The organism is Paenibacillus sp. VCA1, from assembly GCF_031583795.1.
Taxonomy (GTDB): domain Bacteria; phylum Bacillota; class Bacilli; order Paenibacillales; family Paenibacillaceae; genus Paenibacillus_AQ; species Paenibacillus_AQ albilobatus.
In genome coordinates this window covers 76,013-103,007 of record NZ_JAVLSX010000015.1, presented here as the reverse complement: position 1 = coordinate 103,007, position 26,995 = coordinate 76,013, and the positions used below count along the sequence as shown (strand labels likewise).

Here is a 26,995-nt window from a genome sequence, read left to right as displayed (position 1 = left end):
TCATTCGGTGTAAAAAACACGGTCAACGACCTGGCCCGACGTACCTGTACAGTGAAGAGTAACCGTAAGTGCTGTCTCCGAAGAATCCGAGAATTGGATATTGCCGCTTGCCTGCCCTGAACTTCGAACCTGCCCATCCGAAGTTGTAAACCGGATCGTAATACAGTTCACGACATCCCATTTCAAATAGTACATGTAACTGCCATCCTTCTGATGAGTTCTGCGGTATAAAACCTGCTCTACTTCCAAGAAATCGGTAACGGTGATTGTCAGTCGCTCCCGGACAAGGTTATCCGGTCCCATACAACTTAAAATGTACTCTGTCGTCGCACTCGTAGGCACCACGGATATGGAGTTTCCCGATAATCGCCCGATCCCCTGGTTTAAGTAAATCCCATAGCCATCTTTTACTTCATAGGATAGAAGCACAGGTTGACCGTACGTCGTTTTTTGACCCGGGCAATTGGACGTAAATTTGGTTATGACGGGGCGTTCCACATAAACCATGGCGGTTCGGGAAATTTGCTCATTCGCTCCCAAAGCATACAATCGAAACGTGGTATCCTTAAAAATCTCTAGCTCAAGACTGCCCACGCTTTCGACCAAAATGTCACCCGGCGTAAGCACGCATTTTACGGCGTCCCCGGCTACAGCCCACTCCAGCCTTACCGTATCGCCAACGGCCACACGGGATCGGCTGCAATCAAAGTTCGATATTTTAAGAAGGGATCTTTTCTTAAAATAGGCCAGAAAATCGGTTCCTCTTAAATCCGCTTCAAACCCGGTCGTCCGAAATTGCAACGTTTCCCCGCCGCTCATCAAAACGTTGGTAAAACAAACAGCGACGTAAACCATTTTCTCCAGTTCCCCAAAGGAAACGAGATTACTGATGCTAAAATAGAACTTTTCTCTTGGAGCCAGATCATAATCATCGAGCGGAAATAACTTGAAATACACACCATAATCTTGATCGTAAGCCTGTTCCACACCCCAGTTATACGGAGCATGACAGATCATTTTTTCCGCCCATTCCTCCGTTGTCAAATATGCCTCTCCGCTGCCGATGGGAAAATAAACGTACATGACCGAAACTTGATCTTGCACCGTTTTAATATCAGGGATCGGCGCCCCTTCCGGCAGATGATTAATAAAAGAGACTGTCTCAACACAACTGACATTTACTACTTCAACATCCAGCGAGTTGGGAAACACCAACGCCTTCCCCTGTTTGTGTTCGCTTAGCAGAATCTGCTTCTCCCCAAAGGCGTTTGCTTGGATCAAACGATCCATCACATCACCTCCCCTTCGAGCAGCAGCACGGGATAGGTACTGCCATCACTTCTGGTGCAAACCAGTTTTGCACCAAGCAGAGGTTTTTCGGATACATATTCAAACGCTCCCGAACTGACCGTTGAAGCTCTATACCACACAGAACCGTCTTCCGTAAACAGAAATTCCACTTCCTTGGTATCTTCCGTTTTCCAGATCCATTTGCTATGAATATATTGAGGATAGATACGAATACGGCTTCTAAACGATTGCTCCTTATCTAAAGTGAGTCCCAGCAAATTAAGTGCGGCAAACTCGGTATAAATAAGTCCTTGGGCGCGCATGACGATCTGAGGTTTGGCAGGCATCTGAATTTCCATCGCACCGTTCTCATGAACGGATGAAGATGCCGTGCCCACTGTTAGCCGCAGTGCCTCGCTATACTGTGTTTGCCATATCACTTGCCTTGTTGCCGAGTCATAATCCAGCTGTAAGATGTTCGGAGGCTGCACGTACAAATTAACAAAAGCATCTCTCTCCACAGCGTTTCCCTTGATGGACAACCGATATTCCATATTCCGATTCACATCAACGTCCACTCCGGGAGCCGGCAAACGAAAGATATCGATTTCTCCCGGCGTCATCTGTCCCTCTTTTGCCCCGCTGATCCGCCAGTCCAACCGCAACTTTCCGCTCCTTCCAGATGTTGTTTTATCGCTGAAAAAACGATGGATCTGGGGAACGGCAGGCTTTTTCTGAATAGGAAACACCTTGATGACATCATCAATGCCCACCACATTTTTAATCTCCGCATAGACATATGTCAATCCAACCGGTGCATAGGACTGGATGTTACGGCACCTAAAATAAACGCTGAACAACGTTTGAATGATTCTTTGATTATAGCAACTGATGACAAAGCTAATATGCCTGTCTTCTACAATTCCTTCCGCAACCGACCAATCGCCGGATTCGGTTTCGAAAGTGATCAGCTTCCCGCGCTCCGCATCAATAAAGTCTCCTATATCCGATCCAAAAGGAAAGAAAAACCGAATATACGATGTATCCGTCACCGGTTCGCGGTTTTGTAGTCTTTTCAGAATGGTTTCAGCTGTAAGCATCTGGGGGTTGTTGAATACCATTTGATGCACACGATCCGGATTAAGGAGCTGAAAAGTAAGCTCGCTACTCACGGGATTATCCCGGTCCAGAATCGCATTATCGTTCACCGCAATATGATTGTCGTCAATGTCCAGCAAGTAACGGCAGTTATTCAACTGCTCCGGCTCACTTTGAAGTTTCTGATCCATTTGTTCCCCCCACTTTCAACTTAAGCCATCCTTCCACCGCACGAAATGGAGGTTTGGCAAGAAACGCATTACCATTGGATGGCTGCAGATTTTGGGTTTCGATCCATTCTTCGGCCTCGCCAGGTGTAACAAACTCCCAATCCCGATTAGGCAGTTTGGTCAGCGGCATCACATAACTTTCTTCTCCTACGAGCATCGGTCCCGCATACAAAGTCAAATATAGCTGATCCAGGGCGTCTTCGATTCGATCGATCGGGATACGCTGTTCCGACACAGGCAGCATGCCGCTGATGAGATGTATACTTGCAAGCGGGTCCAAAATCAGCGACAAGGTTGTTCCTGCAGCTTGATCATCTGCGGACACGTAAATTTGGTTACTCCGTTTCAAATAATCGGACGCTGAATCAGGTTCGGCAAAAGCGCTGTTGAACTGCTTATAGTCAGATTGACCGTCCTGAATGAAAAAACCAATCGTCCCGTCCCCTGTATGATGGGTTTCTCCGACCCATAGAGGCATCTCAAACCGCTTAATGGATATATCCGGCACTGGAACAGGCTTTTTATTGTTGCTTTCCAGCAATTTATACCCTTCTGGCGGCCCGGCTTGGATCAGCTTAACGTTTGCTTTGGCCAACACGAGCGGTTTTCCCACAAAAAGGCTTAACCCGCTTGCACTTGCAGACTCGGGCTGATGAATATCCCACAATGCAGAGTCGATCAAATGAAGAAATGGCGTTAGTACGTCCTCTTGCTGTTCATGGCTGCGGCGTAAAATCTCGCTTAAAAAAGCTTTCATATCCGCGTTCATCGCAGCAGGAAGCTCCTCTGAGCGTGAAGCGTCATCAGAAAATGGCTCACTGTCCGGAAACGGCATGCCTGGCGCATTTCGCCACTGAACCCGGTCCCCATCAAACGCCGTCGTAACCAAACTTCCGAGCATCACGCCCTCCTCGTCATAGATCAACAAGCTCTGATCCGCATGATTCGGAATCATCCAGCCGCAGATCGGCGAGTCCGGAAGGTTAAAATCACAGAACTCATGACTTCTTGCCCGTATCCAGTTGAATCCAAGCCGGGTTGGCTGCATAAACCGGGGAGGAAGCATGACCAATTGTCCGATTAGCTTGTCCGTCATCCTCAAATCCTCGGCGATCGCATATTGATTGCAGTCAATGTTCTGAAATTGTCCAAAGGTGTCAATCAGCCTAAGCTGGTCGAATTTGAAGAAACCTCCCCTTAAGGGGGAAAAAAACGTGTTGAACAACGGCTTTTCGATCGCAAATCCCGTCAAAGCCTTGCTCACTTGTTCCGCCAACTCGGCGCTTCCCTTTTGAAATACCATGACAGGAAAACGCAGCGCCAGCTGGCTCATCAAAAATCTTTCATTAAAACCGTTTAACGCTTGCGAAAGGTAATCCATTTGATCCAGTGCCCCGAATGTTTGGGCCAGCTCCGTTCCCAGCTGTTTTATGGCCATCGCATGAAGCTGCTTCGCGATATGTGGCGTTAAAAAGATTTTGCCCTCAATCACAACAGCTTCCTTGGTATCCGGCATGGGGCCGTCAAATACATAATCCGTCCTTTGATAAGTCCAATTGCTTAGTTTCGGATGACTGCCGACAAGCTCTTTGTCCGGATAATAAAGACCACGCCAGCAGAGCAGTACAGGATTCCAGGGCGATTTCCAAAGGTTTAAAAACAAACGGTCCGGAAACACCTCTCCTATTTCCACCAGTCCTGTCGTCATCTCACGCTGCGTCTGACGAACAACTTCTACCAGTTGAATACGTTCTTCCTGAGAAAAAGGCAATAAACCCAGCTGTTGTCCGATTAATGTCGTTACCAGCTCATCGCTGTTCCTGCAAAAAAGCGCACCCTCGAGAAGCAATTCCGGATAGTTTCCCTTCACTTGCATCTCAGGTAGCAGTTGATCTGTTCGAATCACAGCAGAATAGGAGCTTCCCCTCAATGTAAAATCAAACTGCAAAGCCTGCACCGTTTCTTGCAGGAGTCTGCATTTTAGAAGATTTCTCTCATCCGTTGACAGCTTCGTATCAAAGAGGGTGCCTCGGTTTGCGCCCGACAGAAGCAGAACAGGCGAATTCGGCTCATAAAATCGGCTACCCGCGGTCTGCTGCACTTCATAGAACGCTTGAATGGAATCGGTTAATTGTTGTTCCAGGATCTTGAGGCGTTCCCGCATCTCTTCAATTTCGATATCTGCAAGTTCCAATGCCTGGATTTCTTTCTCAATTTCCATCTGATACTGTTCCATCCATTTTTTTGCTTCTTTGATTTCAAAAGGATCCGTGACTTGCGCTTTAATCATGTATTTACACCACAGATCATAAATTTTCGACCTCTTGGCATCCGTATCAAACAGCCGCTTATAAAGCTCACCGGTCCCTTGCTGCAAATTGCGGAATAAAATCTGTTCCATCGGTAACAAATCCGGCAAGTCTTTGTATCCCTTATCATTAATCTTACTCTGCAGCTTGTACGTATTCTGTTCGGCAACCATTTGAAAACGCCTATCATGGTCTGCGTAGTCTGCCTGGTAGATGCCGTTTAAGTTCAGTAGTTTGTGGCTTTGATCATTCAATAACACACGCATCAAATGCTCGTTCGAACCATCACTCCCACCGTGCAAAGCCGAGACCGCTTCCGCGGACGTATTGCCCACGGCCAGTTTGGGCATCGGAAGATTCCGAATGACAGGACCGTTATAATCATGCTGATCATTTGTCCAATTCAAACCGGTTACCAATCCATGCAAGGCCAGGGATGCAGGATACATCAAACCATCCGGCGGTTCCCAACCATACCGTTCCCGGCAAATATCAGCAGATTCCACGAGCGTCAACCCGTTCTGGTAAAAACCTCTTACCACATAGCTTATGGATATGTTTTCAAAACGCTTACCTGCTGCATCCATCAAATCATCGTAGAAGCCGAAAACATTGATATGATACGGATACATGGCGGAAAAAGCGGGATTTCCGGGGCCCAAAGCGTTAAGCGTGTCCAATCTTTCCTCGGGTTCAGGAAGGATCGATTCATAGGGATAGGATCGTCCCAGTATCCGAAAGGGTCTTTTGGGATCATCGAGTTTCGGGTAAGTCAAGCTGCCTTCATTACCGTATTCAGGGCCGCTTGCATTTTCCAGGGCATCGCTTTCCACGATCCAATGCTTGCATAACAAAACATCGGAAGAGTCATCGGGTGACCATAAACGAGAAACAATCCACCGATTGGGAACCCTCGGATATTCAGGCTCTTGGTTCTCGTTTTTTTGGAAACCTTGCCTCAATCCTTCGGGCAGAATCCAGCTCAGATGAACGCCCGGCCTTTCCTGCGTTTTTTCGCTCATGATGCCGGAAGGGACCTGATCTCCCAATGGATTCATCACGATTCGGGAAAAATCATCCGGTATATTGGCAAAAACCGTGGGTACGGGGCTCTTCCCAATCATCATCGCTTGAACTTGTATCGGAACGCACAGTATATTCGGATCAAGTCCGGTTTTCGCCATGAACTTCCACCTCTTTACAAGTTCCATAAATACTCAATGGAAATATCGTCATTGCCGGAATCCACCACGATATTCCGATAGCCGCTTTCTTTCTCGGAGCTGACTTCCAGCGTTACGCTGATTTCGAGCTTCATCCTGGCGATGCTGGCGCTGAATTCTTTCACAGAAATCCTGTTTTTCCACTCCTCAATCGCTTTAAGATGAATAATGCCGGTTGCCTGATCCGTTTTTAAGCTTATGAACTTGGAGTTGTTGCAGTATTTGAATGTTTGTCCGGACGGGAGGGTCATGGAGATGCTTAGATCTTCATAATCCAGCATGTTGAAACCATCCGCCAGCTTCCATTGCAGATCAATCGGAGCGTACAAATCAAGCTGGGCGTTTCCCTCTTGCGAAATGTACATCGCGTTTAACGGGTAATTATAGTCGACGCTTTCGCTTTCCGAGCCGTTTACGATTTGGATGACCGGTCTTCCGGTTTTACTGCGCGGTTCCTCAAGTTGTTGCTTCTCAATGATGGCTGCATTGCCGGTGATCGAATACTCTTTCTTAAATTGCTTTTTCTTTGAACTTTTATCGTCTCTCCAAGTAAAATCAATTTGGGCAAGCAAGTTTTGATTTTGTTCCGGAATATTTAACGAAACCTTTTCCATGATGGTTTTAATATTTTTGTAGGTGTAGGGAAAAGAAGCGATCTGCTCCAGAGTATCTGCATCAAAAATGCTGACCAGCATACCGAGTGAGGCGAGTTTGGTTGGCATAGAAGCGGTAATGGTTAGTTCGTAGCGATCTCCGCAAAAATCAGGATCAGAAACTTCGCAGGCTACCGGATCCGTACTCCGCTCCTCGGCATTCAACATATGGCCCTCCTTCTCCAATTTCCCCATAACGGCGTCCCTGACATCTTGAATCATCAACAAAAAATCAAAATAGCCTTGCTGGTCCGGTTTCAGGTTTATATCAAAATCTATGATGGACTGCCGTACGGCATCTTCGTCATAATCATAGTTCAAGCCGGTCAGGCTGCTCCAATGTTGTTTCAAATCTTCATAGGAGTGATCATCAGTATTCCAGCCCTTGATCAACGTAGGCAAAATATTATCCCTCCACTCCTGCTCCGACGGCTCCTTTCCGCGAAAATAGCTCAGAAACCCATAAACTGCCCTGGCTGCTTTGGCAAAGCAATCATTATTGATCCGAGTATAGCTTACCGGAGATTTATCTACGGTCAGAATAAACTGTACGTTGTAATCGTCGCAGACCTCTCCTGTTCTATATTTGCCCACTTTGGGGTAGGCTGCATATTTTTGCGGCTCGTAGCGATCCGTAATATTTTTAAATGTTCTCGTATCTTTCACTTCCGATATGGTCCAAAGGTTCACATCGCTCAAATAACCGTTGAAAGGTACGTATGCAAAGCTGTCCGAGGCAATATGCAGCAATATCCCTAGACGCCTCAAGGCCTGAATCGCGGCAGGCGCCAGTACTTCATCGTCCGAATTTGAACGATACCGGTCTTTTGCCCGCTGGAACAGCAGGCTAAACGGTTTGTTGCTCTGGAGCGTTTGAATGGGAGTAACCCGATAGTCCGGTTCATCCTCAACGACGGAATCGGGGTAGTAATAGAACGGGATCAGAATATCTTTCTGATTTTTTTTGGATTTTATCGCTTCCGGAATTTTATCTTTTTCAAAGGCAGTCAAAAGCAAGGGAATCCTGTACATCTGAGCTCCTCTTGAAGGATCGTCCTGACAGAGACCGCGCTTGATGATGGCCTCGGAGACTTTGTCTTTCGATAAATACTGTACCGCATCCTGATGATTGTCATTGATAAATTGGCAGGCGGTAGCGATCAACTGGGCTTCTTGTTCTCGAAATCCTAATCTGGAGGCGATGGTTTTTACCGTAAAATAATGAAAATCAAGCTTCATATGCAACCAGCTCCTTTACGCGGTTTTGAAGCATGGAATCGCCAATCAATAATCCGTTGCCGATTAGAACCGTTTCTTGTTCAAATTCAAAATTAAACACTTGATCCCCATAGCTCACCCACCCAACATGAGTCACAGGCTCCAACCCGGATGCGGTACGAATCCGCATACCTACCTGTAAATCAATCGCAGGCAGAAGACCCTGTTCCGTACACACAATATGATCGGGCGTCATGCGCACGCTGCGCTCGGCAGTTGAAATTTCGTAGAGTTTGGCTTCATAACCGGTCAGCACCTTCTTGACTTGAGTAGAGCCTCCTTCAGCATTTCGAACCCATTCTCCGATTTGAATTTGATCCGCGCGTTTAAACGTGCCGTCTGCCATCATGATTTCCGTATCCCTGGCGATGCACCCCCATTGAATAAGGATTTTCGCGCATTGAATGTTGAGTTTGTCATAGTCCTTGCCGTCGCTTTTCACGGAAACGCCAACGGTCATGTCAAGATCTGCGTAAGACATCACGACGCCAAAACCGGAATAGAGATCCACGTTCGTATAAGGTGTGTAACCAAGACCCTCGAAGTCTAGAATATTATTCCACGATTCCGGAAAAATGAAGGTCATCTTGGTACAGCGATTTTGGTCATCGAAGGCATCTTTGCGCTGAATGATGTCCTCGTAATTGCAATAATGATTGATCGTGCCGTTCACCATATTTTTTAACCACATCCGGTAGCCGTAGTTTTCGTCAAAACCGGTGATCCACCATTTGCCCGCAGCCTCCACGGTAACGGAAAAAGGAACCCGGACCAGAATTTTTTCACGGTTTCCGTCCAGAAACGGTTGATCGTCATTGGTATAATCGTAGTCGGGGATCGCCCCTTCGCGGGTGTAGGATATTTTGACTTCGGTATGTGAAGGGTCTTGGCGATGGGATTCTTGAATAACAGGGGCGTTCAGAGTAAAAGATTTGATAATTTCCTTATTGCCTTGCAGCGTAAATCCGACGGATTTTGTCACGTATCCTTTCAAGGAGGCGGACTCGAGATCGTTTGTGGCGTTTTTCGAACAATAGAATGTGCTGTGGATCATAAATTCACGAGGGGTATCTTCGAAATATTGCGGGTAATCGGCTTGAATAGCGCCATTGTACTGATGAGAATCGACAACTTCGTCCGCTGTCGTATGTAACAGCATTTGATGGGTTACGTCATAGAGCTGGGAAACGACGCCGATATGGTTCTTCTTTTCCACATAATCCGCCATAACGGCCGCCATCGTCTTCCCTTCCGAAGATGCCGCTGAAGATGCCTCCCCTTTAAGAGACTGATCCGTATGAAAGATCAGGTTTTCGATCGCCATTTTATCTTCCGGCCCCTCATGATAACCATCCTTCTGCGCATTCACGGAACGGGATAGAGGTTTGGTTCTAAGCTCATGAAGCGCAGACACCAGATGAGGATGCTTCTGTTTGAAATTTTCCAGCCCCCCCACTTGGCTCAGAAAAAAGCGGTAATGATCTTCGTCGGCAAAATCAAGTTCCAGCACGCCTGTTACGGGATCAATCTGATTCAGGACTTTGTTATGATAATCCGATAAAAAATGATACATGCTCATATTCCCCTTTCCATGAGTGAAACTCATATTTATTGTTCAGCGTCTGTTCGAATCACTTTGCCTATATACGGAGTTTTGATCATTTGAAGCGCAAACTCGGCAGAGGTAATCTCTTTTTTAAAAAAAGCTTCCATATTTTTTGCCGTTTGGCATACATCGATGGTGCGCCGCTTTTCATTTTGAACGGCAACTTCAATCGTATCCGCTTCATTGAGCAGCGCACCGGTTTCAAAACTTCTTAATCGCTTAAAAAATCGGCCGTTTATATGATTGAATCCAAAATAAAATCCTTCCGGCGGCTGTGCAATTTCCAGCGTATAAGGAACCCCGTCAAACAAGCCGATCAGCACTTCATCGGATAAAAGCTCAATTCGCAGCGCCCGCAGAGGGTTCCCTTCGGATGACATGGCTTGAAACTCCAGTCCCCTCCAGCCGCGCACCAATGGCGAACGAAGAACAAACCCGCCGATCGTCTGGACACCTTCCTGAAGGTCCGCAGCCGCTACGGGTTTCTTCTGCAGCATGGGCCGCACGGCTTTTATTCGTTTACCGATTTGTATAAATACCGCATCGATCAATGCTTGGTCATGGGATAAATCCAGGGATGCGTTTCTCCCCAGGCTGCAAGCTCCATCCACAAGCGCCTGCTGCCAGTTTGGATTGACATAAAATAAACGGATTGAATCGTTTGGCAAGATATTTTCCGAAGGAATCAAGTAGTGAAAAGGCACATTGCTCAACAAGCACAACTCGCTTAGCCAGGCGATCAGTTCATCCTCGTGATTGTCCGGATTTACGGGCTTATCGTGGGCAAGTGCAGCAAGTTCTCCAAAAATGCGATGTATATGCCCCCGAAGCACTGGAGACGAGTTTTCCCAATCATTCCGTGCTTGCATCGGCTTTCACCTCACTTAAAAGCGATCTATAGCGGTCATTCAGCTGCCGTAAAACGGTTTGTTTGCCGCTGTTTTGGTGGTCCATCTCATCGTATTTCCGAGCGGCTTGTACAAAACGATGACCCATGGAATGATCGTCCTGACGATGTCGAATGCTCTCATCGGCATGTTGGGAGGAAAGATGCATTTCTAGCAATCCGTGATAAACGGAAGTCCGGGCCAGCATTTCATTGCTTTGGCGCCACGCATACAACTTTTGCACAAAGGATTGATCCGCTAGTGCCATCGACTTGCCGATCTGCCATGCGCTGGAATAGCGAATATCCATCATGCCGATATCCGGGTCATACTCAAGCAGCTGGTCGGCAAACCGTACGCATCGGGTCTTTTCCTTCGATTCATCATAAGGAACCAAAGGAGGCTGATACCACGAAACAGTCTGGCTTCCGTCCCTCACGTGGTGGTTCATCGGAAAGTATCCCAGGCGGCATAATTGCTGAACTTGTTCGTTGTTTCCTTGGTAAGGGGTTGAAATCATCGCTGCATCCAGCGACGCCATCGATGAGGCAAAATCGAAAGCAGCTTTTGCCATAGAAAAGCTCCAATTCGCAAGTACGATCATTCTAGCCGAATGGCAATGAGCTAAAGCTTCTCGCCGGTTTTGCTCATCCCCAAGACAAGCTTCGTATCCTTCCAGAGATACCAGGCAGGCGGTATGGCGAATGGCATGCCGATCGCCTTCGGGCTCCAGGCAAAACCTGTTCGCTACGACGGCCGCAAACCAGTCATCCTTGACGGAAGCGTCGGTGACTTTATGATCCAGACTCACTCCCTTCCCGTGGGCTAACAACGACAGCGCTTCGGCATAAGGAAGAATGTCGGCCAGTAAATCAACAGGAATATGCACGCAGGTACATGGATCTTCAGGTTTCTCATATACCGCCAGAACGATAGAAGGCACAAATATTCCGGGTTCGGGCTTAAGGGCTTCTTCGCAGGTACTTTCGACCATTTGGATGCCTTCCGTCTCGTCAAACACGAGCAAAGCCAACCAGGGCATATTCGAATTGCTATTCAGCAGCGTTTTCTCCCAAGGCAAAGACCTTCGATTCAGTACGATATGAGGCAGACATTCCGTATAATCGCCGACCGCCTCTCTGGGCGGATACACGGAATAGATTTGATCCGGCGGCAGGCGGAACCTTTCCGTTGAAACCGTAATGTCGACCGCTTCACTTGCCAGCTGGCAATCGATATTCGTGACGGTTTCAACCTGAATCCGGTAGGTTCCGGTTTTCAAATGCGGTTCGTTTCTTTGTGAAAAACGGATGGCTTCTCCCATGACCTCACACCTTTTTTTAGTTTGTTTAGTTTCCTGCGCTGCCTGTTGTTCGGAGTTCAGGAACTGCAAAAAGTACGGCCTGTGGATCATCCGCTAGAGTACGCATTTTCGCGTGATCCCATGTCCCAAAAGCAGAAGCCATATCCATCAGAAGACGTTCCCGATTTTCGTTGCGGCCGATCGTGGTCCTTACAGCTTTCAACACGCTCTCGGGTTCTTTCGGGTAATCTTTAGCGGGTTCAAATACGGGTTGGCGATAAACAGCTATTCTCGTGATCGGTTCTCTCGCACTCAGTACCGACTCTTCGTAAGCACCTTGCTCGGGAAGAATATGGACTTGGGAATCCGAATCTTTTGCGGAAACTGACATCCCCATGGGTGCATCCTTGATCATTGGAGTATTCAGATCTGACCCGGTATTCCCCCAAAGCGCAGACGGAACATTTTTCCGTTCAGGAACAACATGAAGGCCGGACAAAGGCTGCTCATCATCCAATCTTTTGATCGTGACATGCTGCTCCATCCGTACATCACGGAGTCCCATAGGTACAATACCGAATGTTGCTTGATTCTCCAGAAGTTTTTGGCCGTTAAAAAAGAGAGCGGTACAGGGCGTCTTCTGCTCAATCATAAAACTCGCCCTGAATCCATCCACGACGTAAGCCTCCCTGCCATCAGCATCCTGATATTGTGCCAGAAGACCATCGGTAACGCTTACGCTGCTGAGTCTCGCTTCACTCTTTGGCGCGGAATGCCCAAGCGGATGCTTGGCGGTACGATCTTCAAATGCGCCGGGGATAAAGCTGTCCGCGAATTCGCCCCATTCAATGGGCTTAGGCTCATTCGGGCTGTTTGCCCCAAAACCGATCGTGAAAGAGATGATATACCAATTGACTCTGACTTTGCCGGAAAATTCAGGTCCCCAAAGCGACAAACCTGCTCCGATTTCAACCTTGAACGTTTTTCCGATGCCCAATATGCTGATCCGGTAAGATACGCCGACGCTGATTTGAACCCTTGCCTGATAAAAAAACGGTTTCCATTTCAAAATGAAATCCGCTGCCGCAAAAAACCAAGCTTTGAGCCCTCCCAATTCAAACAGCAGCTTTAAACTGGCACCCGCCATCATACAAGATGGAGTCAAGGCAAAATAGGATTCGCCTTTGATCGAAATATTGTTATTGATAATCCAGGTAACACCCAGAGGCTGGATGGTAGGATAATGAATATTGTGAAAAGCCGGATGGTGACATCCGCCCAAAGTCACAATGAAGTCTCCGCTATATGTTCCCTTGAACCAGAATCCGATCGCAAATCCGCCCGTGAGTTTACAGGAGGGGTCAAATAAAAACGAACGGTCCGTCAATGCGGCCATCAGCATGACTTCTCCCTGGCTTGTGTCCACAACCGCTTTTAAAGCCAGTTCGGCCCGCACAATAGGACTTACACCTGATACCTTGGGAGGGATGGATGCATTGGATAATCCGAGCAATGAAATAACTAGCCGGTTCCCCATTTCAATATTGAGCAGAACGAAACTTTCCAGCACGCCATACGTCAAAAAACGAATGCCAGCGGATATAAAATATTGACCTGAATCCGGAAGAATGGATTTGCTCAGTGCGCTCAAGGCCTGCTTAGGCGGCGTATTGGGCTTAAGATCTCCGTCGTCTCCCATGGCCGCGGCCACCAGCGGGAATGTCCTCACTCCGTTTAGATCAGGCAATTTTAATGAGCGATTCACTCCAAACCCAAACGCCAGGCCATTGACGAAAAAATAAGGCGGTCCACCTAGCGGCCAACCCAACATCAAGTAAGCAAAAAACGTCTTCTCTCCGCTGCCGGGCATCTCACCGTATGAACCTAAAGCTTGAAAGCTATACTGGTTGATTTTTAAGCCTAAAATTCCGTTGTAAAGCATCTCTTCTTCCTGGGATTTATATAACCCGCCCGTCAGGCTGAAACCCGGCTTCTCCAACGTGACCATCAAGCCGCCTAACCCAAAACCGATATCGGTCAGCTTCTTCAATGAAGTCGAGACGTAAAGCTCATAAAAATCCATTCTTAATAAGGCGATCGTAAAGCTTGCATCCAGGTAAAATGTGACCCTGGACTCTACTAAGCTGACTCCTATTTTGGAAAAATACAACACGCTGAAACTTTTATTGATATCCAGCCAGTAGATGGTGTTTCTCGGACGTTCAGAAGAATCCGCGATAATCGGAAGTTTGGAGAGATTGTTTTGGGGTTTGGATTTTAAAGATTTGATATAGTCCACATCGACTTCTATAGCATGCTTTTTTATGACGAGCTGCGAAAGAAGGGTGAATAGAAATTCAACCTCCGGTGTATAGCGCAATTCAATACCTTTAAAGTGAAATCCATCCCCGGGGTCGCAAAATCGGCCGATTACGGGCAGACTTGAGAATTCCAGCTTTTGGTCAAAGTCCAGTGCCAATTGATAACTCCGCTCCCGTTTGTTTGGATTTTCACGGCTGTCCAGCGTTAATTTGCCAAAATGGCGTATGTCGGCACAGAATTTCAATTGGCTGTTAGACGATACGTATTTCAGTCCTACTTTCTCGATAAACAATTCAAAATTCAACCAATCCGGGAATTCAATATCAAAGTGAGCGGCCACTTCGTTCATTTTCAAAGCGAAATCCCGATTGATCCATTCGCCGGATACTGTAATCCCATTTTCATCTTTACGAAAAACAATTTGAAACAGAGCGTCCTTTATGTAAAACTCGCTGTGGAGCACGACGGTTACCGGTTTTGCGGATTCAGCATCGTATGCTTTCATCGTTCGACGTCTCCTTGGATCAAGCTAAGAGCTCGTCTATGTTTTCAAGCTGCATGCGCTCAATGATTTTTTTGCGATCGGTGTTATAGACAGCAAGTCCCAAGGATTTGATATTAAAGAGCTTCAAACTCTCATCCGGATTGACCGGATTTAAAATGACAAAGTTGAACGCATATTCGCAAGGCTTGGAATTTTCCTTAATGCTGGACGTATCAACGTAAATAAAGAGCTGCCTAATCTGTACGCTAATATCCGCAATCGTTTTCAGCCCCATGGAGTCAAGCGTTGCCTTCATGCGTTCTTCGGTGACCTTCTGACCGCCGCCAAAGGATTGGATAATGTTATTAATCTCGGTAATGAGCTCCGTCAGAGACATGCTTTGAGGTTCAGGATCCGTTGGCATCACGAGAATCTTCGTTTTCTTTTCCTCCGCGTCCCCATTCTTGATCACCTGATACTGATACACGCCTTTCAAATTGCAATTCAACAACGTCAAATCAATAAATGCTTGAATGTTGTTGCCTGGAGCCGCCCCTACGATTTCGAGATCTTGACTCATCTCATTCATCCTCTCAATAAAATGGATTTGATTCGATGTATATGAAAGCTGCGATGCTGAATCGCTAAAGTAAAGCCAAGCATCCGAAAGAAAGCGGGTTACGATTGGGCTCATATAAAATGAATAGTAGACGGTTTTCCAAACAAAGGTATGCGAAGACGAAGGCGGTGAATTCTGATAAGTTTCGATTGCTATTCGGCAGGCAAATTCTAAGATTCCCGGGTGGATGGTTGATACGTTCTAATAGGCAGGCAAAAAACGAAGCTCGATCAATGCGGCGCGGAGAACGGCATGATCCTCGGAACATCGCGCATCCCAATCAAGTTTTATTTGCTTCTTGATCATACAATATCGTAATCCTCTGGTAAATAGAGGGAATGGGGTGAATATTAAAAACGATGTAATATTTTTAATCTTTTTGTCGGTTTCTATTAACGGTTTAGACAAGATTCGCAGGCGGTACCCCATTTGACAGTTGATTGTTTTTCTGATTCACAACGGCCGTCTCCGTGTAAAAATCAATAAAAGCACTCATGCCTGTCCGATGCGTCCGCCGAGCACAGAAAAGCCTGGAAGCACGGATGCCATAAACGAGGGAGGAATCCGTCTTATGGATACAGAGAAGAAACGTTACTATATTTCCGTCAGCCATCATTTGATTCAGGATGTGCCGCACGACTCTGCCGAATTCGAGGTAATGATGACCGAAGCAGAAATGTCCAAGCTAAAGGATAAGCTGGAGGATTTGAATCAGGAGGATGAAAATACGTTCAAGCGCGCGTTCATTCCCTTTAAATCGGCCGATCATGACGAGGCGCCCCAGGAATATAACGATAAGTTGATCGACGTATATGCCTATCTGCACGAAATCGGGGACGAACATACGAAGCGTACGATCGAAGGTATGAACATTTTGGGTAAAATGCAGCACACGGATTATAACAATGAGGGATACGATGATTCCCCCTTTAACAAATAGCGCCAAACCCGATGCAGCCTTTGCGTCACTTGTATTTCCGGTACCATCGGGATATTCAATTGCGGAAGGATGGCAGGGACTATTGTTTCGGCAAACAGCCTCTGCCCCACTTCCCTTGCTTACATGTTAGGTAGTTCTTCTACTTCATGGATACTTCTTCTACTTCAAATCTTCCATGAAGCGATCTGACAAGGTACAGCTCATCAAACCCTTCGTTATATGAAGGCGTCTGTAATTTCCTCAGCGTGCTTTTGATCCCTATTTCAGCAATCCGTTCCTTCCCTTGCCTTGCGTTATTTCTTTCGAGCGATAACTCATAATCCGGCACGAAGCAGTAACCAATAACCTTAAATTTATTTTTCTTTGCAACTTCGATATATTTTTGTCTGTCGATGATGGTTGGATTCGTATTGTCAATAACAAACGGTTGTTTGGCTTTGATCGATGCTTCAACGAAAATATGTTCGCGATGCCTCGTTTTTAACATATCCAGGTTTATTCTTACATGGGTTTTAAAAAATTTCTCTTTATAAAATGTGGATTTCCCGGATGCTTGGATTCCCACGAAAAGTATGCATTCCATCATTCATTCATCCTTTGATAAATACAGTATTGGTTTCATTAGGCCGAATATAGTTCGTCGAGGCGCAAGCCTTCAGACTTTTTTATGCTTCAGGCTGCTTAAGCCCTACCGTTCCTTTCTTTTGAAATACGATGACAAGAAAAAAGACTGCCGGAAAATCGCCGACAGCCTTTTCTTCATGTAGTATACCTCACCTTATTCGCTGGACAATTCCTTGAGCGATTTGATTTTACCATGGGGATGCTGTTCTTGCTTTCGCGACTTCCAGGCAGCTTCTTTCCTTCTTTTCTGGTGAGCCATGACAGAAATCCTCCTTTGGAATCGAGATGTGCATACCACTTCCTTATGTTGCCATTCCAAGACACGGTTCATTCATGAAATTCGGCGTTCAATCGAAACGTTATCCTAGAGACCGGCTGTCGCGATCCGATACGCTTTGAATGAATGATTGCAGTGTTTCCATGAACTTTTTGGCTGCGTGCCCCAAGTATTTATCCTTGCGGTACAGCATACAGATATCTTGGCTTGGAGTAGGATGCAGCAGGGTGATCGCCGTAAGGTTCTCGCGATTCAAGTAATCCAAGAGCATTCGAGGCAAAATGCACGCTCCAACCCCTTGTTCGACCAATAACAGCAGCGTCGATAACGTTGAGGTCACGACCGGATTGTCGATCGCTATCCCTTTTTCCTGAGAATAAAAATGAACTAATTTCGTAATCTGGTGTTCGGGTCCAAACGTCACCATCTTTAATTGCTGGATATGCTCGAACGGAATCGCCTTCGATTTTGCGACGGGGTGGTCCGACCGGACGGCCAAAACAAATTCCTCATGGAAAAGCGGGACGATTGCGATGCGGTCATCGGGATTTTCGGGTACCGTCGTGACGCCAAGATCCCGCGTTCCGTCCACAACTTCTTTATATACCTCCGTCGTTTCCGTAACGGTGATCGAGAGTTTGGGATATGACCGATGGAAATCGAGCAGCAAAGCGTCAAACAGCAAATCTCCGTCGCCTGGAAGAATGCCGATATCCAGCTTGCCGCCTTCCATTTTTTTAAGATCCAAGATCGCCTTCTGTATGTAATCCATCCGTTCAAAAATAAGCTGGCTCTGCTCCAAAAGGATCTTGCCCGCTTCGGTTAATGCTATTCGTTTGCCGATGCGGTCGAACAAAGGAAGCCCCAACTCGTTCTCCAAAAACTTGATCTGCTGGCTGAGATTCGATTGGGTGGTGCAAAGGGACTCGGCCGCCTTGGAAAAATGCATCTCCTTGCAAATGGCGGTAAAATATTGAAGCTGCCTGAATTCCATTCAACCGCACTCCTTCGTTATTAGTTATAATGATCAATTTCATCGGAATTACGTGATTGTTGCGTTAGGAATGAAAGAGGTACACTTTGGTTGTGAGAACGAAACAAATACAACGCAAATGGAGGAGGATTTTAGTTATGACTCAATCGATTATTCACACAAGCAAAGTTCTGCGTCAAGTGGTCATCGGGCAGGTTCAGGGAATTTCGGAGGAGAAATTCGACATTCAGCCCGCAGGCTTCAACAATACGATCCGCTGGAATGTCGGTCATATCATCTATTGGATGGATAAATACGCCACGCTAAGCTTTGGTTCCCTGTCCGGCATTCCCGAACATTACGAGAAACTTTTCAATTCCGGAACCAAACCTTCGGATTGGACGATCGCCCCTCTATCTAAGGATGAACTCCTGCAAATGTTATCGGATCAGCTTTCCCGCCTATCCGAGCTGACCCCTGCAATGCTTGACGAAGAGCTGAAAACGCCGTATGCCATGGGACCGTTTCAATTCGGTACCTCCGGCGAATTGTTCAACTTCGCGCTGATGCACGAAGCCATTCATCTCGGAACGATATCGAGTCAGCTTAAAGCTCTGCAATGAACATCCCGACTTTTCCAAGAGAATAAATTGCGATAAACAAAATGTACGTTTTCGAGCTGTTGGCAAAAAGCATGTAAAGCAGGTTATGGGGAAATCGCCCTGGAACCTGCTTTTTTTATCTGCAAAACCTATGTTCACTTAGTTTAATTGCGGTATGGATTCACGAAGCCGCTTTGGAAGTTTTTTGACGACCAAATCATAAGAGTGGTCAATCATATCAAAGACATCCGACTCTTCCAAGGAACCGTCGATCATCACCGTATTCCAATGTTCTTTGTTCATGTGGTAACCTGGTCGGACGGCCTCGTGCTGTTCTCTCAAGTTTTCCGCAATCGCCGGGTCGCATTTTAAATTGATGCAGACAACATTCTCGTCTTTTTCAAAAATAAACGCGAACATTTTACCTGCGACTTTGAATACCATTGGATCGGGGCCGAACGGATAATCGAGAAACGCACCGTTCTTATTTAAACAATATTCGATCAAGCTATTTTTCAAATATGTACATCTCCTTTACCGATTCAAGCATACTTCATGGCTTTATATTATTATAGCTGAAAGCGGCATTACAATTAATGCACCTTCGTTGAAGTTGCTACCGTAACCGGCAGGGGATCCTTCATATACCGCGATGCTCGTTAGCTAACCATTGTTTAACCGGTAAAGCCTTTGCTTCTATGAAGTCAGGATCATGCGTTTTTTCAAGTTGCGGGAAGCAGTCGGGAAACTTCGCCAAATATTCACTCACGCACCATCGCACTGTCCAGTTTGTGTCAGTAGACAGTCGAATCCACTTTGCGGCCTCTTCCTTCCCGGCATCCTGCAGTAGCCCGTAAGCATACCATCCCCGAACCCCTCCTTCTTTTTCTACAAATAATCGATTCCAGAATACCATTCTCTCATCAATGTTTAACGGTTTATAAAGGCTTGAAACAGCAATCTTCCTAACGACAGCCGATTCGTCAAGGGCAAACTGCAACAAATGATCTCGAGAGCATAACTGTCGCTGAATGAGATTTGATAATGCTAACCCTCTCTCGATGTCATCAGCAGAGTGAATTGCTATGTAAGATTCATTTATTTGAGATGATGATTGATGCTCTTTAATACCCTTTGGTTGCAGCCCTTTTCTTATGGCATGAATGACTTTAGTAACATTAATCCTAGGTGCAGGATTGTCGTAACCCAATAACGGGTCACCATGTTCCGTCAAAAAATTGCGCAGCGTGGTCGAGTCTAAATGGGGATATTTTGAAAAAAGGTATCCGGCAACACCAGCGACAAGTGCAGCAGCACCAGAAGTTCCCCAAAAATAAGTTACTTCCTCTGATTGATCTTTGGTTTCACAATATGGAATAGTTAGGCGCACCCTCGGGGCTAATACATCAGGTCTAAAATGTCCGTCGCCGTTTCGTCCATATGGTTCATCCGGGTAAGGTACATGCAATGCAACATTTTGACTTCCACGGTCATTGTATCCTCCCACTGCTAAAAATGAAACCGGCGGTAAAATATTAATGAGTCGAGTATTCCCATTGGAACAAATTACGAGTATACCTTTCTCTACCGCTGAATGAAGCGCTTGGACAGTAGAGTTTTCGTCCGTATTCTTGAGGAGTGCCAAATGATCCTGGGCATGCCATCCCATGTTCAGGATGATTCTAATATTCCAATCATTCATGTTGGCCAAAATCCAATCAATACCCTTTTTTAAACGGTCTCCCTCACCCTCCCTAAAAGCACCATGGTCTAGAACGATAAAATTAGCCGCCGGAGCAATACCTACATGGCTTTTCCCTTGCAACCTAAACGGTTTATGCGATAACGCAAGTAAAGTCATCAAGCCATGCTCCCCACGATCGCCATCGCAATCGGATGGCAAAACATGCGCTATATTTTTGCTAATAATAGATAAGTCGTCATTTACGGTAACATACTTCAGTCGAGAGCCTAAATGTTTGATCGTTTCATGAGGCTTAAGTTTATCGATAATAACAATTCCAATATTTTGACCTGAAGTAAAATAATCCGGAGGTTCCGGAAATGCTAGCCGCGCCCATGTCGGATCGGGAAAATGTATAGACATATCAATACCTCGCCAAAATCTTATTATTAAAAGAAAAAACGGCTTCAGCGAATTATCCCATAAAAAAAGGCGGAATTTTCTTTATTGTTTCATTTCTTACCTTCATTTCGTAGTAAGCTCCATTTCTTCTTTATTCCCGTTCCACTCGACGGTCACATGAATAACAGAGTCTTTTTGCGGAATGGCGCCATTTCCATCGGAACCGGCAACAATCTCCTTGTATCCGGATAATTCCGTTTCCCCGCTTCCTCCACTGCCGGTTGCTTCATATTTGTATTTGACGACGCCCACTTTGGATGGTTCATCCCCAGTGTACGTTATTTTCAACTTTTCTTGGTGGTATTCGAGATTGGCGTTTATCACTTCGTAACGAGCCAACCAGTTGTTGCTTTCGCCGGTGAATACGATCGTGGAGCCATTCAAACATCCGGCCAGTAAAACCATCATGAATAAGCAAACTAAAGTCCGTATTATTGGAATCCCCCCTCCCTCTCTATTAATAAACGTTAGCAAATGCAATTCGTAACGATGCGAAGTCATTCTTGTTCTCCGCATATTGTATTTTGTTTTCAACCCAAGAAGGTAGTGTGCGATGAGTGAAGTCGCAGGAGGAGTTGGCATAAGCCATGGGTATGATGGAATATGGGGCGGAAACATAAAGACCCCGCATCTGCAGGGTCTTTAAATCTAGATCTTTTTTAGCAACCCCAAGTTTTGGCAACAATAACAAGCAGAATAAAGAGAACCAAAATCGTTAAAACCTTGTTTCCGCCACCATATGCTCCTGCAACTTCGCTCATTCTGTCCATTCCCCTTTCAAAATAGAATCTATATATCTTATGAACATTCGGAAAATCCGCTTGGATAAATGAAGCAGTCAAAAGATATATTTTTTACGGTTTTTCCGCAAGATCTATCAGAGGAGAGTTCTCTGGGACGACAAATGGGAGCATGTCATCATCTTGCCTGATATGCATGGTGATTGGATAGTTTTTAACGCCGAATACAAACGAGCTCTGGATCGGCTGGATGCTTCCGCTTGATGCTCTGGCGAGATTTTGATACCGGTTGAGCAGCGCTTGGAAGGCAATCTTGCCCTCCAATCTGGCGAGCGGCGCTCCCAGGCAAAAATGAATGCCGAACCCAAAGGTCATATGGGGATTCGGCTTGCGGTCCAGACGAAAGGCGTCCGGTTCAACGAACCTCGATTCATCGCGGTTGGCCGCACCCACCCAGGAGATGACCTGAGCGCCCTTTTCTATCGTCTGATCGCCGATCTGAACCTGATCCGTCGCTTTCCGGCCGATTGCCACGATAGGCGGATAATAACGCAGCACTTCTTCTATAAAAGCCGGAATAAGATCCGGCGACTGAAACAGCCGCTCCTGTAGCTCCGGCATTTCAGTCAGGATGCGGACGCCGTTCGTTATCAGATCGGTCGTCGTCTCATTTCCGGCAGCCAGCAGCAGCACGCAGAAGCTTACGATTTCTTTTTCCGTCAGCTTCTCCCCTTCAATCTCCGCGTTCATCAGCGCAGTGATCAAGTCGTCCTGCGGCTCTGCCGCCCGCTGCCCCATAATGTTCCGGAAGTACCCGTACAGCTCTTCCATCGCTTTCATCCGCTTGTCGGTGATCCGTCGGAACGCCTCATCGGACAAATCGTCGGCGCTTTCCACCAAAATATCGGACCAGCGCTTGAACTGCTCGCGATCTTCCTTCGGCGCACCCAGCAGCTCCGCAATGACGATGACGGGAAGCGGCGTCGCAAAATCGCTGGTTATATCCATTGCATCTTCCGTTACCGCGTCAAGCAATTGCTCGGCGATGGACTGGATGCGAGGCGTCAGCTCCTGGATGGCTTTTGGCGTAAACGCTCTGCTTACCAGATCGCGCATTTGCTTGTGTTTTGGAGGATCCATAAACAGAATCGTGCTGCCGGCTCCTGCTCCCCTTTCGGAAGAAAAGGTTTTCGAATCCTTCAATATGCGCTGCACGTCATCGTAACGGAAAACATCCCAGCAATTCCGGTTGCTGTCATATCGCACCGGCGTTTCGTGTCGCAGCCGGCGCAGCGTGTCGAACGGAAATAACATCTTTTCCGGCGTCGCCAGCTCGGTCATGTTCAGCATGTTTGCGTATTTTTCTTGCATCATTAAGCTTCAGTCCTTTCTGTCTGTGATTGATGCAAACGCGTATCGGTCTTAAAAAATCATATCATGGATCAATGGCGCGTCTCGACTTGCCGCAGTTGTGTTTTCTGGGGTACTAAAGCATTATATGAGCGTCACACAATTCGAAAACCTGGATCTGAACACTTCGAACCGGGCACACGGGATCGGATGAACGAATAAAAAAGGGGCCGGAAGAATCATATTTTTTACGAGGACATCAGCAATTTCCCGAAAGATATTCATCCTTTAAAAGGCCATAATGCACCAGGTCTTCATATTCGCCCCATTTTCTGACATGCTGCCTTAACGTTCCTTCATAAGTCATGCCTAATTTTTGCATAACCTTGCCCGATGCCGGATTTTTCCCCAGATGACGGCCAAACACCCGGTTTAACTTCATTTCTTCAAATGCATACCTTACGATTCCTTTGGCCGCTTCGGTGCAATATCCGTTATTGTTATACTTTTTCCCAATCCAATAGGCTAACTCCCCATGGCGAAACTCCTTATGAATGGCGATACATATTGCCCCGATTAAATCGTTTTTTTCTTTATGTACAATGGCTAATTCCAGGGATCTATCTTCATTGAAATTCTCGGCATGCGTTTTGATCCACGTCTCTGCCACTCCATCTTCATATGGATGCGGGATATATAAAGTCATTTCGGCAATATATTTATCGCCCGCCAATTTTTGAACTTCTTTTGCGTCATCCATGCCAAAAGGTCGTAATAGGAGCCTTTCCAATGCAATCGTCGGCAATGTCTTCATCTGTTTTCCCCCTTGATCATGATTACGACAATTTTACCACATACTGTATAAGATATATGATCGATAACATATTGTTTGGTAGTGACTCTCCTTTTCCTACAAAAAACGCACCTATCCTAGGATAGATGCGTGATTCGTATATTCAGCGCGCAACGGGCAAAAAACGATTTTTGCCTATGCTGCGCTGGATGAACATGCGCCTATGATGGCGCGGATTCGGTTATTCACGGAAAGATTATTTTTGATCCGTTTCTACTTTATGAACATCTTCCGGATCGACGGTCGTCAGGTCAGCATCATGGAACTCTTGCGTTTGCGGGAGATTGACTTCCAGGTTGGCGATTTCGTCAATCTGAACGGTTGCTGCATCAAAAGAAATATTTAGCACGTGCCCGCCCTTCGTTTTGTCGTCGCTGATCACATGGTAGTGGAAACCGGGAACGTTAAGAGTGGCCGCATAGTTTGGCGTATAGAAGCCGATCAGCGTTCCCGTCACATTTTCGGTTTCGAACACGGATTGATTGGCCAGAACTTCCGGCAGGGTCGGATACGGCTTTTGTTGCTTCTCCTCGGAGCGGGTCTTCAACGTTTTGAACGTTCCATGAATTTTGAAGGCATAGAAATTATTTTTATGGTCGATAAGTTTCGTCAGCTGTTCATTGAGAGCCGTCATGTCTTTTACGGGATTAATCCGGGCCGTCTTTGTGACCTGGAATTTGGTCGTCACCGCAAAAGGAGTCAATTCTTTTTTGTCTACTTCTACCATCCGGCCGTCATATGTATAACGATAGAATTTGCCGTCAAGCTGCGTAAGTTCGCCATCCACGCCGTTGAAAGTGCCGAGACCGGTATCCCCATGCTTGTTGAGCTCGCCAAGGGTCATTTCCCCGTCAAATTGGCCTTTCATCAAGGCATTGATCGTCGAATACTGGAAAAGCGTATTCTTGTTCTCTTGCGCCTTGTAAGTCGTTGTCGCCACGGGAGCTTGTGGCGTTTGATTGCCGCTATTGTCCTGAGCCGCGAATGCGGTCAAAGCGGACAAAGACAAAGCTGCCGCTACCAAAGTGGATGTGATCATGATGCGTTTTTTCTTCATTTTGTATAACCTCCAGGATGAAATTTATAGATAAGGATTTAGTCCTTACTACCAAGATTAAATTGCTTGATATTGGATCGTAGCGCATTTGCGGTTTGCGACACCGAAGATACGGTAGCCACCAACTTGGTTAAAGAATCCTTCTGGTTGCCGGTTGCCATCATCATCGAATTGGCTTCGTCGGCCGAAACCTTTGAAGTATTCGCCAGATTGTCCACGGACGCGCTGATTTCTTCCGAGCTTGCGGCCAATTCTTCGGATACGCTGCTAAGTTGCTGGATTTCATCGTTTAACTTGGACATATCCTCCATGATGCCTGTGAACAAATGCTGAACGTCATGGATCAGGGCAACGCCGCTATTCACTTCCGATTGTACGTTGGAAACGGAAAGAGACGATGTTTCAACGTCGTTTGTAATATTGGAAAGGACAAGGGAAATTTCCTTGGCCGCTTCTTGCGTTTGCTCCGCCAACTTCTTGACCTCATTGGCCACAACCGCAAATCCCTTTCCATGTTCGCCGGCACGGGCGGCCTCTATATTGGCGTTGAGGGAAAGCAGGGATGTCTGGGTCGAAATTTCGGATATCGATGTAACTAACTGATTGATGCTTGCCGTACGATCGACTAGCGCTCCGATGACTTCGGTCAGATTCGTAAGGGAGTTCGAAATACCTCCCATTTGCGTGACCGTACGCGAAACGGTTTCTACGCCGGACTCCGCTTTTCTATACGTCACGTCGGAAATATCGCCGATTTCGGATGCGCTGGACGCAACGGTAGATATGCCTGTCGCGCTTTCCTGCAATGCCCGGGAAACTTCAGAAGCGCTGTCTCTTTGGGTTTTGGACGATTGCGCAACATGATGGCTGGACTCGGCGATCTGATTGGAGGACTCATTGACGACATCCGTTGCATTTTCCAAAACGCCGGTTACCTCATTAAGGCTGCCGACACTCGAAGAGATCTCGTTCACCAAAGAACGCAGACGCGTCAGCAGTTCATTATAAGCCGCCGATATTTCGCCGACTTCATCCTTGGAACTCACCTTTACCGGCGAAACCGTAAGATCCCCGGAAGCCAAGCTTCCCAGCTTCGATGTGATTTGCTGCAGAGGAGCGGCAACGCTGATTTGCATCCGCAAAGAAATAATCAATGCAAGAAAGATCGTCAATGCGATCATCACCAAAGTAATCGTTACGTTGCTGCGGGTCACGGCAGACAATTCCGCGTCATAGAGGACGCCCACAATTTTCCATCCGGTCAATGGATTCGTCTCAAAATACAACGTTGCATCCTTGCCATCCACTTGCGTCTCAATGGTACCGCTAGCTTGTTCGTACAATTGCTTGAAATTTTCGCCCGTTAATTCTTCTCCCGCCTTGATGCTGGGGTGAGTCAAAATTTTGTTATGATCGTCCAGGATGTATGTATAGCCGGCCTTTCCTATTTTCATTTCATTGGCGACGCTGGTTAAATACTTGTTAAGCGAAAGGTTGACACACATTACCGCCTTGCCGTCATCGGTTGTTTTGGAAACCGAAACGACGACATTTTGCGAAGCCAAGGAAACGTAAGGCGCAGACAAAACGACTTTTCCTTTATTTTCCATCGCTTTGGTGTACCACTCGCGTTTGCGGCCATCAAAATCCTTCGCCAGCTTGCTTTGCGGTTCCATCACGAACTGGCCGTCGGCGGTTTCAAGACCAATGACCTCGGTATCATCCGTATGGACGGATTTAAATTGCTTGAATAATGCTTGGATTTCCGGCTTCGACGAAATGTTGAATTCCGAGTTGAAGACCAAATCTTGATACATATCGGGACGGATCGACCGAGTAAGAATATCGGTGTCGCGCATGATGGGCTGCACGACGCGGTCAACCAAGAAATTCAGATTGTCGACTTGCGTCTTGGCCGACTCTTTCAACTGCGACGATAACGAGCTCCTTGATGACGAATACGAAAAACCTCCGATCAGCAGGCTCGGCAATAATACCATCACCATGAAGGTTAAAAACATTTTTCTGCCGATGCCGCGTTTGGCAATCGTTAAGCCTAGCTTTTTAAACATGAATGAACACGCCTCCACCTTCAAATAGTACCTAACCAAATCAAATTTTCTCTTTTAAG

22 protein-coding genes are annotated in these 26,995 nt (G+C 46.5%); 2 read left to right on the top strand and 20 right to left on the bottom strand.

What is annotated here, in order from left to right; translation table 11 throughout:
- The 9 genes from RJP21_RS26745 to RJP21_RS26705 are packed head-to-tail and all read right to left on the bottom strand — an operon-like array spanning position 1 to position 15,263.
- The gene (locus RJP21_RS26745; RefSeq protein WP_310861992.1) at positions 1-1,290 is read right to left on the bottom strand and encodes a hypothetical protein; all 1,290 of its coding nucleotides are present in this window, start codon (positions 1,288-1,290) and stop codon (positions 1-3) included.
- Positions 1,290-2,579 carry a hypothetical protein gene (locus tag RJP21_RS26740; protein WP_310861991.1) on the bottom strand — a complete coding sequence of 430 codons (1,290 nt, stop codon included), beginning with the start codon at positions 2,577-2,579 and terminating at the stop codon, positions 1,290-1,292. The genes RJP21_RS26745 and RJP21_RS26740 overlap by 1 nt, the downstream gene beginning before the upstream one ends.
- The gene (locus RJP21_RS26735) at positions 2,557-6,111 is read right to left on the bottom strand and encodes a hypothetical protein (RefSeq protein ID WP_310861990.1); all 3,555 of its coding nucleotides are present in this window, start codon (positions 6,109-6,111) and stop codon (positions 2,557-2,559) included. The genes RJP21_RS26740 and RJP21_RS26735 overlap by 23 nt, the downstream gene beginning before the upstream one ends.
- Positions 6,112-6,125: 14 nt before the next feature.
- Positions 6,126-8,042 (bottom strand): DUF6765 family protein, encoded by a 1,917-nt coding sequence (locus tag RJP21_RS26730; RefSeq protein WP_310861989.1) that lies wholly within the window; start codon positions 8,040-8,042, stop codon positions 6,126-6,128.
- Positions 8,032-9,654 (bottom strand): Hint domain-containing protein, encoded by a 1,623-nt coding sequence (locus RJP21_RS26725; protein WP_310861988.1) that lies wholly within the window; start codon positions 9,652-9,654, stop codon positions 8,032-8,034. Before RJP21_RS26725 ends, RJP21_RS26730 begins: the two co-directional genes overlap by 11 nt.
- A gap of 35 nt (positions 9,655-9,689) precedes the next feature.
- Complete coding sequence (locus RJP21_RS26720; RefSeq protein ID WP_310861987.1) at positions 9,690-10,556, bottom strand: hypothetical protein; 867 nt, start codon at positions 10,554-10,556, stop codon at positions 9,690-9,692.
- A complete protein-coding gene (locus tag RJP21_RS26715) occupies positions 10,540-11,898 on the bottom strand; it encodes a hypothetical protein (protein WP_310861986.1) in 1,359 nt (452 codons plus the stop codon). The genes RJP21_RS26720 and RJP21_RS26715 overlap by 17 nt, the downstream gene beginning before the upstream one ends.
- A gap of 25 nt (positions 11,899-11,923) precedes the next feature.
- The gene (locus tag RJP21_RS26710) at positions 11,924-14,704 is read right to left on the bottom strand and encodes a DUF6603 domain-containing protein (RefSeq protein ID WP_310861985.1); all 2,781 of its coding nucleotides are present in this window, start codon (positions 14,702-14,704) and stop codon (positions 11,924-11,926) included.
- Between the two features lie 19 nt (positions 14,705-14,723).
- The gene (locus RJP21_RS26705; RefSeq protein WP_310861984.1) at positions 14,724-15,263 is read right to left on the bottom strand and encodes a hypothetical protein; all 540 of its coding nucleotides are present in this window, start codon (positions 15,261-15,263) and stop codon (positions 14,724-14,726) included.
- 610 nt (positions 15,264-15,873) lie between these two features.
- Between RJP21_RS26705 and RJP21_RS26700 the strand changes: the two genes are divergently transcribed.
- Positions 15,874-16,242, top strand: coding sequence for a hypothetical protein (locus tag RJP21_RS26700; protein ID WP_310861983.1), 369 nt, complete (start codon positions 15,874-15,876; stop codon positions 16,240-16,242).
- 139 nt (positions 16,243-16,381) lie between these two features.
- On the opposite strand, the gene RJP21_RS26695 is transcribed toward RJP21_RS26700, so the two are convergent.
- The 3 genes from RJP21_RS26695 to RJP21_RS26685 form a co-directional block, all read right to left on the bottom strand.
- On the bottom strand, positions 16,382-16,825 hold the full coding sequence (locus RJP21_RS26695; RefSeq protein WP_310862007.1) for an AAA family ATPase: 444 nt from the start codon (positions 16,823-16,825) through the stop codon (positions 16,382-16,384).
- A 195-nt stretch (positions 16,826-17,020) separates the two neighbouring features.
- Positions 17,021-17,125, bottom strand: a complete 105-nt coding sequence (locus RJP21_RS26690) for a DUF6254 family protein (protein ID WP_015735743.1) — start codon at positions 17,123-17,125, stop codon at positions 17,021-17,023.
- 100 nt (positions 17,126-17,225) lie between these two features.
- The gene (locus RJP21_RS26685) at positions 17,226-18,137 is read right to left on the bottom strand and encodes a LysR family transcriptional regulator (RefSeq protein ID WP_310861982.1); all 912 of its coding nucleotides are present in this window, start codon (positions 18,135-18,137) and stop codon (positions 17,226-17,228) included.
- 137 nt (positions 18,138-18,274) lie between these two features.
- On the opposite strand from RJP21_RS26685, the gene RJP21_RS26680 reads away from it, so the two are divergent.
- A complete protein-coding gene (locus RJP21_RS26680) occupies positions 18,275-18,739 on the top strand; it encodes a DinB family protein (protein ID WP_310861981.1) in 465 nt (154 codons plus the stop codon).
- Between the two features lie 138 nt (positions 18,740-18,877).
- Here the strand turns inward: RJP21_RS26680 and RJP21_RS26675 are convergent, their stop codons facing one another.
- The 8 genes from RJP21_RS26675 to RJP21_RS26640 all read right to left on the bottom strand — a co-directional run bounded on the left by RJP21_RS26675 (position 18,878) and on the right by RJP21_RS26640 (position 26,936).
- The gene (locus RJP21_RS26675; RefSeq protein WP_160043971.1) at positions 18,878-19,237 is read right to left on the bottom strand and encodes an MmcQ/YjbR family DNA-binding protein; all 360 of its coding nucleotides are present in this window, start codon (positions 19,235-19,237) and stop codon (positions 18,878-18,880) included.
- A 121-nt stretch (positions 19,238-19,358) separates the two neighbouring features.
- A complete protein-coding gene (locus RJP21_RS26670; protein ID WP_310861980.1) occupies positions 19,359-20,825 on the bottom strand; it encodes a S8 family serine peptidase in 1,467 nt (488 codons plus the stop codon).
- 102 nt (positions 20,826-20,927) lie between these two features.
- A complete protein-coding gene (locus RJP21_RS26665) occupies positions 20,928-21,365 on the bottom strand; it encodes a hypothetical protein (RefSeq protein ID WP_310861979.1) in 438 nt (145 codons plus the stop codon).
- A gap of 158 nt (positions 21,366-21,523) precedes the next feature.
- Positions 21,524-21,625, bottom strand: a complete 102-nt coding sequence (locus RJP21_RS26660) for a sporulation protein YjcZ (protein WP_160043972.1) — start codon at positions 21,623-21,625, stop codon at positions 21,524-21,526.
- Between the two features lie 93 nt (positions 21,626-21,718).
- Positions 21,719-22,978, bottom strand: a complete 1,260-nt coding sequence (locus RJP21_RS26655; protein WP_310861978.1) for a cytochrome P450 — start codon at positions 22,976-22,978, stop codon at positions 21,719-21,721.
- Between the two features lie 235 nt (positions 22,979-23,213).
- Positions 23,214-23,768, bottom strand: a complete 555-nt coding sequence (locus RJP21_RS26650) for a GNAT family N-acetyltransferase (protein WP_310861977.1) — start codon at positions 23,766-23,768, stop codon at positions 23,214-23,216.
- A 235-nt stretch (positions 23,769-24,003) separates the two neighbouring features.
- Positions 24,004-24,864 carry an acetolactate decarboxylase gene (gene budA, locus RJP21_RS26645; RefSeq protein WP_310861976.1) on the bottom strand — a complete coding sequence of 287 codons (861 nt, stop codon included), beginning with the start codon at positions 24,862-24,864 and terminating at the stop codon, positions 24,004-24,006.
- A 38-nt stretch (positions 24,865-24,902) separates the two neighbouring features.
- On the bottom strand, positions 24,903-26,936 hold the full coding sequence (locus RJP21_RS26640; protein WP_310861975.1) for a methyl-accepting chemotaxis protein: 2,034 nt from the start codon (positions 26,934-26,936) through the stop codon (positions 24,903-24,905).
- Positions 26,937-26,995: the final 59 nt, after the last annotated feature.

Excerpts from the sequence above, each read along its gene's own strand:
- RJP21_RS26720 (WP_310861987.1), bottom strand. The coding sequence starts at position 10,556 with ATGCAAGCACGGAATGATTGGGAAAACTCGTCTCCAGTGCTTCGGGGG.
- RJP21_RS26670 (WP_310861980.1), bottom strand. The coding sequence starts at position 20,825 with ATGTCTATACATTTTCCCGATCCGACATGGGCGCGGCTAGCATTTCCG.
- RJP21_RS26655 (WP_310861978.1), bottom strand. The coding sequence starts at position 22,978 with ATGATGCAAGAAAAATACGCAAACATGCTGAACATGACCGAGCTGGCG.
- RJP21_RS26740 (WP_310861991.1), bottom strand. The coding sequence starts at position 2,579 with ATGGATCAGAAACTTCAAAGTGAGCCGGAGCAGTTGAATAACTGCCGT.
- RJP21_RS26710 (WP_310861985.1), bottom strand. The coding sequence starts at position 14,704 with ATGAAAGCATACGATGCTGAATCCGCAAAACCGGTAACCGTCGTGCTC.
- RJP21_RS26660 (WP_160043972.1), bottom strand. The coding sequence starts at position 21,625 with ATGAGCGAAGTTGCAGGAGCATATGGTGGCGGAAACAAGGTTTTAACG.
- RJP21_RS26700 (WP_310861983.1), top strand. The coding sequence starts at position 15,874 with ATGGATACAGAGAAGAAACGTTACTATATTTCCGTCAGCCATCATTTG.
- RJP21_RS26730 (WP_310861989.1), bottom strand. The coding sequence starts at position 8,042 with ATGAAGCTTGATTTTCATTATTTTACGGTAAAAACCATCGCCTCCAGA.
- RJP21_RS26640 (WP_310861975.1), bottom strand. The coding sequence starts at position 26,936 with ATGTTTAAAAAGCTAGGCTTAACGATTGCCAAACGCGGCATCGGCAGA.
- RJP21_RS26680 (WP_310861981.1), top strand. The coding sequence starts at position 18,275 with ATGACTCAATCGATTATTCACACAAGCAAAGTTCTGCGTCAAGTGGTC.
- budA (WP_310861976.1), bottom strand. The coding sequence starts at position 24,864 with ATGAAGAAAAAACGCATCATGATCACATCCACTTTGGTAGCGGCAGCT.
- RJP21_RS26665 (WP_310861979.1), bottom strand. The coding sequence starts at position 21,365 with ATGACTTCGCATCGTTACGAATTGCATTTGCTAACGTTTATTAATAGA.
- RJP21_RS26695 (WP_310862007.1), bottom strand. The coding sequence starts at position 16,825 with ATGGAATGCATACTTTTCGTGGGAATCCAAGCATCCGGGAAATCCACA.
- RJP21_RS26725 (WP_310861988.1), bottom strand. The coding sequence starts at position 9,654 with ATGTATCATTTTTTATCGGATTATCATAACAAAGTCCTGAATCAGATT.
- RJP21_RS26715 (WP_310861986.1), bottom strand. The coding sequence starts at position 11,898 with ATGGGAGAAGCCATCCGTTTTTCACAAAGAAACGAACCGCATTTGAAA.
- RJP21_RS26705 (WP_310861984.1), bottom strand. The coding sequence starts at position 15,263 with ATGAGTCAAGATCTCGAAATCGTAGGGGCGGCTCCAGGCAACAACATT.
- RJP21_RS26735 (WP_310861990.1), bottom strand. The coding sequence starts at position 6,111 with ATGGCGAAAACCGGACTTGATCCGAATATACTGTGCGTTCCGATACAA.
- RJP21_RS26685 (WP_310861982.1), bottom strand. The coding sequence starts at position 18,137 with ATGGAATTCAGGCAGCTTCAATATTTTACCGCCATTTGCAAGGAGATG.
- RJP21_RS26745 (WP_310861992.1), bottom strand. The coding sequence starts at position 1,290 with ATGGATCGTTTGATCCAAGCAAACGCCTTTGGGGAGAAGCAGATTCTG.
- RJP21_RS26650 (WP_310861977.1), bottom strand. The coding sequence starts at position 23,768 with ATGAAGACATTGCCGACGATTGCATTGGAAAGGCTCCTATTACGACCT.
- RJP21_RS26690 (WP_015735743.1), bottom strand. The coding sequence starts at position 17,125 with ATGGCTCACCAGAAAAGAAGGAAAGAAGCTGCCTGGAAGTCGCGAAAG.